Source organism: Longimicrobium sp. (assembly GCF_036280135.1).
Taxonomy (GTDB): Bacteria; Gemmatimonadota; Gemmatimonadetes; order Longimicrobiales; family Longimicrobiaceae; genus Longimicrobium.
Genome location: NZ_DASURI010000027.1, coordinates 1 through 6843, shown reverse-complemented (window position 1 = coordinate 6843; position 6843 = coordinate 1). Strand labels below are relative to the sequence as shown.

At 74.4% G+C, this 6843-nt stretch carries 6 protein-coding genes; 3 read left to right on the top strand and 3 right to left on the bottom strand.

The window, feature by feature from the left end; all coding sequences use genetic code 11:
- Nucleotides 1-745 precede the first annotated feature (745 nt).
- A complete protein-coding gene (locus VFZ20_RS32685; RefSeq protein WP_349264044.1) occupies nucleotides 746-865 on the top strand; it encodes a hypothetical protein in 120 nt (39 codons plus the stop codon).
- A 122-nt stretch (nucleotides 866-987) separates the two neighbouring features.
- Here the strand turns inward: VFZ20_RS32685 and VFZ20_RS00870 are convergent, their stop codons facing one another.
- The gene (locus VFZ20_RS00870; RefSeq protein ID WP_329681919.1) at nucleotides 988-2415 is read right to left on the bottom strand and encodes a PLP-dependent aminotransferase family protein; all 1428 of its coding nucleotides are present in this window, start codon (nucleotides 2413-2415) and stop codon (nucleotides 988-990) included.
- Nucleotides 2416-2598: 183 nt separating this feature from the next.
- Between VFZ20_RS00870 and VFZ20_RS00865 the strand changes: the two genes are divergently transcribed.
- Entirely contained in the window at nucleotides 2599-4332 is a 1734-nt protein-coding gene (locus VFZ20_RS00865; RefSeq protein WP_329681918.1) for a serine hydrolase domain-containing protein, read from the top strand.
- A 91-nt stretch (nucleotides 4333-4423) separates the two neighbouring features.
- Here VFZ20_RS00865 and VFZ20_RS00860 read toward each other — a convergent pair whose 3' ends face one another.
- Nucleotides 4424-4804: a hypothetical protein gene (locus VFZ20_RS00860; protein WP_329681917.1), complete on the bottom strand. Its 381-nt coding sequence runs from the start codon at nucleotides 4802-4804 to the stop codon at nucleotides 4424-4426.
- Between the two features lie 540 nt (nucleotides 4805-5344).
- Between VFZ20_RS00860 and VFZ20_RS00855 the strand changes: the two genes are divergently transcribed.
- The gene (locus VFZ20_RS00855; RefSeq protein ID WP_329681916.1) at nucleotides 5345-6574 is read left to right on the top strand and encodes a hypothetical protein; all 1230 of its coding nucleotides are present in this window, start codon (nucleotides 5345-5347) and stop codon (nucleotides 6572-6574) included.
- Here the strand turns inward: VFZ20_RS00855 and VFZ20_RS00850 are convergent.
- A partial coding sequence (locus VFZ20_RS00850; RefSeq protein WP_329681915.1) for a hypothetical protein occupies nucleotides 6546-6843 on the bottom strand: 298 nt, incomplete at its 5' end. The genes VFZ20_RS00855 and VFZ20_RS00850 overlap by 29 nt on opposite strands.

The following is a 6843-nucleotide window of genomic DNA, read 5'->3' as shown; positions in this document are numbered from 1 at the left end:
CGCCCCCCCCCCCCCGGGCTCGCGGAGCTCGCCCACCTCCCCCAAAAACCCCTGGGGGGTTGAATCGTTCTCGAACGGGTCTGGAATTGGTTGTTCCCCACCCGTGCTGTCATTCTGAGCGAGGGAGGCGCCCGGCAGGGTCCATCCCTTCACTCGGACCCGGGGCGCCGACCGAACGAAGAATCGGCTTGCGCCCCCGGCACGATCCCGCCCGTGCGCGTCCGCCTCGAGAGCAACTCAGCGCACGGGTGAGATCCCGCACTCCGGCGACCCGATTCTTCGGTCGGCACCATCCAGCACGAGGAGGGATCCAGACGCCGGCCGTGCTGAGCGACGTGGGGCACGCCATGCTCTCCGCCGCGCTGTCGCGGCTGGGCGCGCGCGCGGACCTACCCTTGCCCGGAGCACGGGAAGGACGCCGTTCGCGGCGGGCCTCCCCTGCCCCGGCGGCGTCCCGCCCCGTGGAAGAAGAAATGGAGAGAGCCATGACGGAAGCACGGCTGATCGCGGTGCACGTGGGCCTTCCGCGCACGGTGGGCCTCGACGACGCGGACGCCCCCGCCGACCGCCCCTGGACCACGGGCTTCTTCAAGGGAGCCGGTGGAGGGGCCCGTCTGGCTGGGGGCCAAGCCACGGCACCCGGATCGTCGGCCATCGCGGCTCCGGCAGCGGATACCGCGGGAGTGGACCATCGCCCGCGCCCACGAGGTGATGCACCGCGCGCGACGACCGCGACGCCGCGGCCGTGCTGGCCGCCTGCCCCGCGCTCTCCGCCAGCTGGCGCCAGGCGCTCGGCCGGCGCGCCGCGACGGGCGAGAATCCCGACCCCGCGCCGCGCCTCACGGGAGCGGCGGATGCGCGGTGAGCCGTGGTCCGTGCGCGAAATGGGCGTCGCGCGAGAACACGGGAACGGCGGAAGAGGCGTCTCGCGCTCCTTCCGCCTTTCTCATCCCCCCGACGCTCGGCCGGTCCGGGGATCGATCCTCGTCACAGGCTTCGCCGGCGCGGGCCATCGCCGGCCAGGATCCCGGCGATGATGCGCAGCCCCTCCTCCAGCTCCTCGCGGGACCCCGGCGCGCCGAGCGACAGGCGAACGGCGTTGGGCGCGCTCCCCGGCCGCACGGCGAACAGGTGCGCCGGGCCGATCATCACGTCCCGCGCCGCCGCCTGCTCCACCACCTCCAGCGCGGACCGGTCGACGGGGATCGGCAGCCACAGAAGGTACGACGTACCGCCCGTGACGCCGTGCCCGTCCAGCACCCGCGCCGCGATGCGCCACCGCGCCGCCGCCTCGGCGCGCCGCGCGTCGCGCAGGGCCTCTGCCGTGCCGTCGCCAATCCACGTCGCCGCGATCTCCGCCAGCAGCGGCGAAACGGACCACATCGTGGCCGAGACGCCCAGCTCCACCCGGTCCGCCAGCTCCGGCGGGGTGCGGATGAAGCCGATGCGCAGCGCGGGGAGCGCGGCCTTGGACAACGTGCCGATGTAGCAGGTGCGCTCCGGCGCCAGCGCCGCCAGCGGGGGCGGGGCCGCGGCGGCCAGCGGGCTCAGCGCCCCGTTCTCGATGAGGGTGATGCCGCGCGCGCGGCACACGCGCACGATCTCCACGCGCCGCGCCGCCGGGGCGACGATACCCGTGGGATTGTGGTTCGTGGGCGTGCAGTAGAGGACGGTGGCGCCGGTGCGGACCGCCGCCGCGTCGAGGGCCTCCGGGATCAGCCCGTCGCCGTCCATCGTCACGGGATGCGCCGGGATGCGCAGGTGCTTCACGGCCTCCAGCGCGCCCGCGTGGGTGAGCTCCTCCATCAGCACGCCGGCGTCCGTCGCCAGGGCGGAGAGCAGGATGGCCGTCGCGTGCTGCGCGCCCGCGCAGACGGTGACCTCGTGCTCGGCGGCGGGGACGCCGCACAGCGCCAGCCAGCGCGCGCCGGCCCGCCGCTGCTCCGCCGTGCCGCCGTGCTCCTGGTATCCGCTCAGCGCCACCAGGTCCGCGCGCGCGCCCAGCCGAGACAGCGCGGCGGAGAGCATGGCGTGCCCCACGTCGCCCGGCACGGCCGGCACGGCCATGGGACCCAGGTCGATGCGCCCGGGGTTCACCCGGGGCGAGTACGCGCCGCGGTCCGTCAGGTCGCGCACGAACGTGCCCCGGCCCACACGGCCGTGGATGAGTCCCCGCCGCTCCGCCTCGATGTACGCGCGGGTGATGGTGCCCGTGGACGTTCCCAGCGCCCGGGCCAGCTCGCGGTGCGTCGGCAGGCGCTGCCCCGGCGCCAACGCCCCCCGCCCCACGTCGTGCGCCAGCGCGTCGACGATGGCCGCGTACAGGGGCGCCCCGGCGTCCCGGACGTCCGGCGTCCAGGCGTGCGGTCCCGGCCGCGTCATCGTGCCGGGCGTGGGGCGGGACGTCGAAGGCATGGATCTGCTCGCGGAAGCGTGGCGCCGGGCGGGAGGGCTCCGAATCTGGTGCCGGTCCGCGGGGGATGCAACCAATCGACCTTCTCATTGTACTAATACAATGCGAGCGCGACGGGGACAATTTGTCGTATCCTCCCGGACGCGTCGTCGTTCCCCTGCATCCACCGTTCTCCCCGCCTGCCCATGCCACGCTTTCCCGCCCTCCGCGCATCGTTCGTCCCGCTCCTGCTCACGGCGTGGGTGCTGAACGCGAGCCCGGCGTCCGCACAGCCGGCATCCGCGCCCCGTCCATCCGCCGGATACGCCTGGGTGGACACCGTGTTCGCGGGGATCGCGCCGGACGGGCCCGGGTGCACCGTGGCCGCGGCCCGCGACGGCCGCACCCTGTTCGCGCGCTCGTACGGCATGGCGGAGGTGGCCGGACGGCGCTCCGCCACGCCGTCCACCGTCTACGGCACCGCGTCCGTCGGCAAGGCGATCACGGCGCTGTCCGTGGTGCTGCTGGCCCGGGACGGCCGCCTTTCGCTGGACGACGACGTGCGCCGCTGGGTCCCCGAGCTGCCGGACTACGGCCACGTCATCACCCTGCGGCAACTGCTGGCGCACACGGGCGGGGTGCGCGACGTCTTTGGCCTCGTCTTCATGCAACGCGGACACGAAGCGCCCGTGACGGACCCGGCAGCCATGGAGATGATCCTGCGCCAGCGCGAGCTGAACTTCGTCCCCGGCACCGACGGCGCGTACAGCAACTCCGGCTACGTGCTGCTGGCGCGCGTGGTGGAGCGCGCGTCCGGCCGCACCCTGCCGCAGTTCGCCGGCGCGCGCATCCTGCGGCCGCTGGGGATGCGCGGCACCACGTTCGTCGCCGACGCCGATCCCGCGCGGGCCGGCCGGCTGGCCATGGGCTACGTGCACGGCGACGGGGGATGGGAGGCGCGGACGGAGACGGTGCCCGTCGTGGGCCCCGGCGGGCTGTACAGCACGGCGGAGGACCTGCTGCGCCTGGCGGAGGGGCTGCGCACGGGCCGCGTCGGCGGGATGGAGGCCATGCGGGAGATGGAGACGAACGCGACGCTCGCCGACGGCTTTCCGCTGCCGTACGGCCTGGGGCTGGAGCTGGAGGAGCGCCACGGCACGCGGATCGTCGGTCATCGCGGCTCCGGCAGCGGATACCGCGCGGAGATGCTGCACGTCCGCGACTACGCGCTGTCCGTGGCCGCCACCTGCAACGCGGACACCGTCCCGCTCTCGGACCTGCTGCGCCAGGTGGTCGACGGGCTGCTGCCGGAGCCGGCCTCGTCCGCGCCGGAGCCCGCCCCCGCGCCGGCCGACGCATCCGCGCCCGTGGCGGTGGACGCGCGGGAGCTGGCGCGGATCGCGGGCGTGTACGTCACGCGGGCGGGCCTCGTCCGCCGGTTCTTCGTGGACGACGCGGGATCGCTGCGGCTGCCGGTGCCGGGCGCCGTGCACACGCTGGTGCCGCTGGGCGGCGGGCGCTTTCGCGTCCCCACGTCGATGGGCACCGTCTACCGCTTCGTGGACGGCACCGCCCGCCGCGAGTCGCCCGGCGATCCGACGATCGTCTTTCAGTACGCCGCGCCCAACGGCGACTCCGCGGCGGCCCCGGCGCGCTACGCCGGCCAGTACGAGAGCCCGGAGCTGGGCGCCACGTGGGAGCTCGTGGCGGGCGGGGACGGCACGCTGCGGGTGGTGCACGGCGGCCCGGACTCGCCCGAGGCGGCGGAGCCCGTCTTTCGCGACGGCTACACCATCGCGTACGGGTTGATGCACTTCATCACCGACTGCCGCGGCGAGGTCATCGGCTTTACCCTCAGCGACGAGCGCGTGCAGGCGCTGCGCTTCAACCGCGCGGGTGTGGATGCGTCCGCCCCCTGCCCCGCACCGGCGCCGCGATAGGCGGGATCGACACGAGCCGTCCACAACATCCAGCACGGCAGCGGCGGCGAAGTCGCGGCTGCTGTGCCCCAACACGCGAGCGCGGACGGGATCAGCCGGGTCCCGCCCGCCCGCGCAAGGCACGGATCCGCGCGGAGGTCACGAGCCGCGCCGTGCCCCATCCAAGGAAGACCGCCGCCGTCCAGCGCAGCACGGCCAGCGTCGCGTAGCCGGCGACGAATCCGCCGCAGGCGTACATCACGGCCAGGAACGCGAACCAGCCGGTCAGCAGGAGCAATCCCACGCGCGGGATCACCAGCGCCGCGATCCACAGCGCGCAAAGCGTCAGGGGCCGATGCAGGAGGCTGGGCCACGCGATCACGTCGCCGCGCACGGTGGCCACGGTCCCGATCAGCACCTGCAGCAGCACGGCCGCGGTGATGATGGCCGCGAGCTCACGCCGGCCCTGCCGTGCGTCCGGTTCGGATTGCATCCTGGATCGTCTGCCGCTCGGGATGGAACGTGGGGCCGGCGCCGCGCGGGGCGCGAACGCCGGGAAGGGGCTGCAAACCGGCTCACCGGGGCCAAAGCGCACACCATCGTCCGCAGGATCGACGATCGCCCAGGAAGAACGCGGGCCGGCGAATCTCTCCGCCAGCCCGCGTTCATTCCGCACCGCGATCCGGCCGCGTCACCGCGCCGGCGGCACGCGGTGCTCGTACAGGCCAGCGCGCCGGCGGGGGCGGACCGGGAGGGCGGCGGCCCCGTTGCCGTGGTCGTGGACCGCGTAGAAGACGCCGGTGAGGAACGGGGCGGAAGGCCGCCTTGCGTGAGCGCCCGCCGTCCGGGTCCGCACGTGGGGACGGGAGGGCCGCGGAAGGTGCGGCGGTGCGCCAACTTGCGGACATTGATGCGCACGGGGACGTGAGTATGACGGGCACGGACGATCCTTTCCCCCGAGCGCCGCGGACCCTCCGCGGCGGCAGCCGGGCGGACTGGCCGCCCGGCCCCACTCCTCCCCCTCCGGGTACACATGAGCAACCTGATGGACGAGCCCGCCGCCGGACCCGAGACCACGGTCCCGGTACGCCCCATGGACGTCGTGGCGCTGCGGCTGGTCTCGGCGTGGGCCGGGCTGATGCCCAACGAGCACATCCAGGTCGCGTACGATGGCGCTCCCTCCGCCCGGGGGGAGCTGACGCTCGTGGGCCCGGACTCCACGCGCACCGCGGCCCAGGTGGTGATCCCCGCCAGCACGCGCGCCAAGGCGCCCCGGATGGCGTCGCTGGGCATCCAGATCGGGTACCAGTCGCATCAGCATCCACTGGACGACTACGCGGCGGCGTTCTGGAGCGAATCGGCCGTGGAAAAGTTCGTCGTACCGTACCTGTCGGCACTGGGCGGGCCGCGGGCGATGGAGATGCTGGACTTCCTGGACGCCGCGTGGAACCGGTACGATCCGGCCCGAAAGGTGTTCGCGCTGCTCCTGCGCAGCCGGCCCCGTACGGGCGGCTCGATGGACGGGCGCGACCTGCTGGACGTCCTGTACCTGGACGGGGAGCGAACGCAGCGGATTGCGTCGCTGCGGGACTTTACGGTCCCGGGCGCGCCGTCGGCCTGCCGGCCTTCGCCCGTCCTGCTCGACCTCTCGCCTTCCGCCGCGCCCGCGTCCACGCCCGCGCTTCCGACGGAGTACGAGCTTCGCGTGATGGCCGAGTGGGTCAGCGCGCTGCGGACGGAGCCGCGCTACTTCATCTACAACACGGTGGGGGGAGAGTTCAAGCCACCCGTGGCCGCGTGCCCCCACCCCCTCCCGGCCGGCTCGGTGGTGATCCCCGTGCACACGGGCAGGACGCGCCCCGACCGCGTGGTCCCGGACGTGGTCACGCTGACCCCGGCCGGCGACGGCGCCCAATCCGTACAGTTTCCCGCGCCGGAGGGAGATGCCGCGTTCTGGACCGCGGCCGCCGTCTCCAAGGTGATGATTCCCTACTACGCGATGGCGTACGGCGCCGAAGCGCTGGCGGAGCTCGCGGACATCCACCGGACGTGGGAAGGGAGCGCCCCCCTGGCGCAGGCGGAGGCGGGGAACACCGGCGCGGGGGTGTACGGGCTGGTCCACCTTCCCCGGTCGGACTGGGGGTACGAGACCACGAGCGGATTCCTGCTCTCGATCAAGGACACGGTCTCGGCGGTGGTCGTGGGCCCGGACGGCAGCTCGGGGATGCGGCGGTTCAGCGAGCTGCGGGGACGCCCGCGCTGACGTCCGGGAACAGCTCCCGGAAGAGCGGGTCGCGCGCGGCCGATTCCCGCATGGACGGGTACTCGGCCAGCCACGCGTCGAGCCGCGCGCGGGCGGCCGCCCGGTCGCCCAGCACCAGCAGCAGGTACGCCTCGTCCCATCCCATGGGGCGCGACACGGCGGGATTGCCCGCCGCTTCACCCCGCGCCCGGGCCAGCTCGGCCCGGGCGCGCGCCGTGTCTCCCGCCCGCGCCGAGACCGCCGCGGCCACCAGGCGGCGGTAGACCGGC

Excerpts from the sequence above, each read along its gene's own strand:
- VFZ20_RS00855 (WP_329681916.1), top strand. The coding sequence starts at position 5,345 with ATGAGCAACCTGATGGACGAGCCCGCCGCCGGACCCGAGACCACGGTC.
- VFZ20_RS00870 (WP_329681919.1), bottom strand. The coding sequence starts at position 2,415 with ATGCCTTCGACGTCCCGCCCCACGCCCGGCACGATGACGCGGCCGGGA.
- VFZ20_RS00865 (WP_329681918.1), top strand. The coding sequence starts at position 2,599 with ATGCCACGCTTTCCCGCCCTCCGCGCATCGTTCGTCCCGCTCCTGCTC.
- VFZ20_RS00860 (WP_329681917.1), bottom strand. The coding sequence starts at position 4,804 with ATGCAATCCGAACCGGACGCACGGCAGGGCCGGCGTGAGCTCGCGGCC.